This window comes from Pantoea anthophila, assembly GCF_006494375.1.
GTDB lineage: Bacteria > Pseudomonadota > Gammaproteobacteria > Enterobacterales > Enterobacteriaceae > Pantoea > Pantoea anthophila.
This window is the reverse complement of sequence record NZ_VHIZ01000013.1, coordinates 1-476: the sequence shown is the minus strand read 5'-3', so window position 1 is coordinate 476 and position 476 is coordinate 1. Positions and strand designations below refer to the sequence as shown.

Annotated in this window: 1 tRNA gene and 1 rRNA gene; both read right to left on the bottom strand. The window is 47.9% G+C overall.

The window, feature by feature from the left end:
- Window positions 1–238 precede the first annotated feature (238 nt).
- Window positions 239–314 (bottom strand) — tRNA-Glu (locus FJW00_RS01785).
- 87 nt (window positions 315–401) lie between these two features.
- Window positions 402–476 (bottom strand): 16S ribosomal RNA (locus tag FJW00_RS01780); the annotation flags it as partial.

The window sequence follows — 476 nt, the reverse complement described above, 5'->3', positions numbered from 1 at the left end:
CATCCACCGTGTACGCTTAGTCGCTTAACCTCACAACCCACAGGCGTTTTCACGCTGCAGACTGTAAGCATTTGAGAGACTCGAACATGTCGCCATTTCATTCTTATTACGGAGAATGAACGCGTCATGTCGTTTCAATTTTCAGCTTGTTCCGGATTGTTAAAGAGCAATATCTTAAACATGACTCGTAAGTCATCTTTAAGATATGTGGGCAACATCTTTCACCTGTCACCGAGCATGGCGTCCCCTAGGGGATTCGAACCCCTGTTACCGCCGTGAAAGGGCGGTGTCCTGGGCCTCTAGACGAAGGGGACATTTAAGTCTGTCTTCGCAAGACGCTTTGCTCATTACTTTTTTATCAGACAATCTGTGTGAGCACTGCGCGGGAAGGTATCTTCAGGTAAGGAGGTGATCCAACCGCAGGTTCCCCTACGGTTACCTTGTTACGACTTCACCCCAGTCATGAATCACAAAGT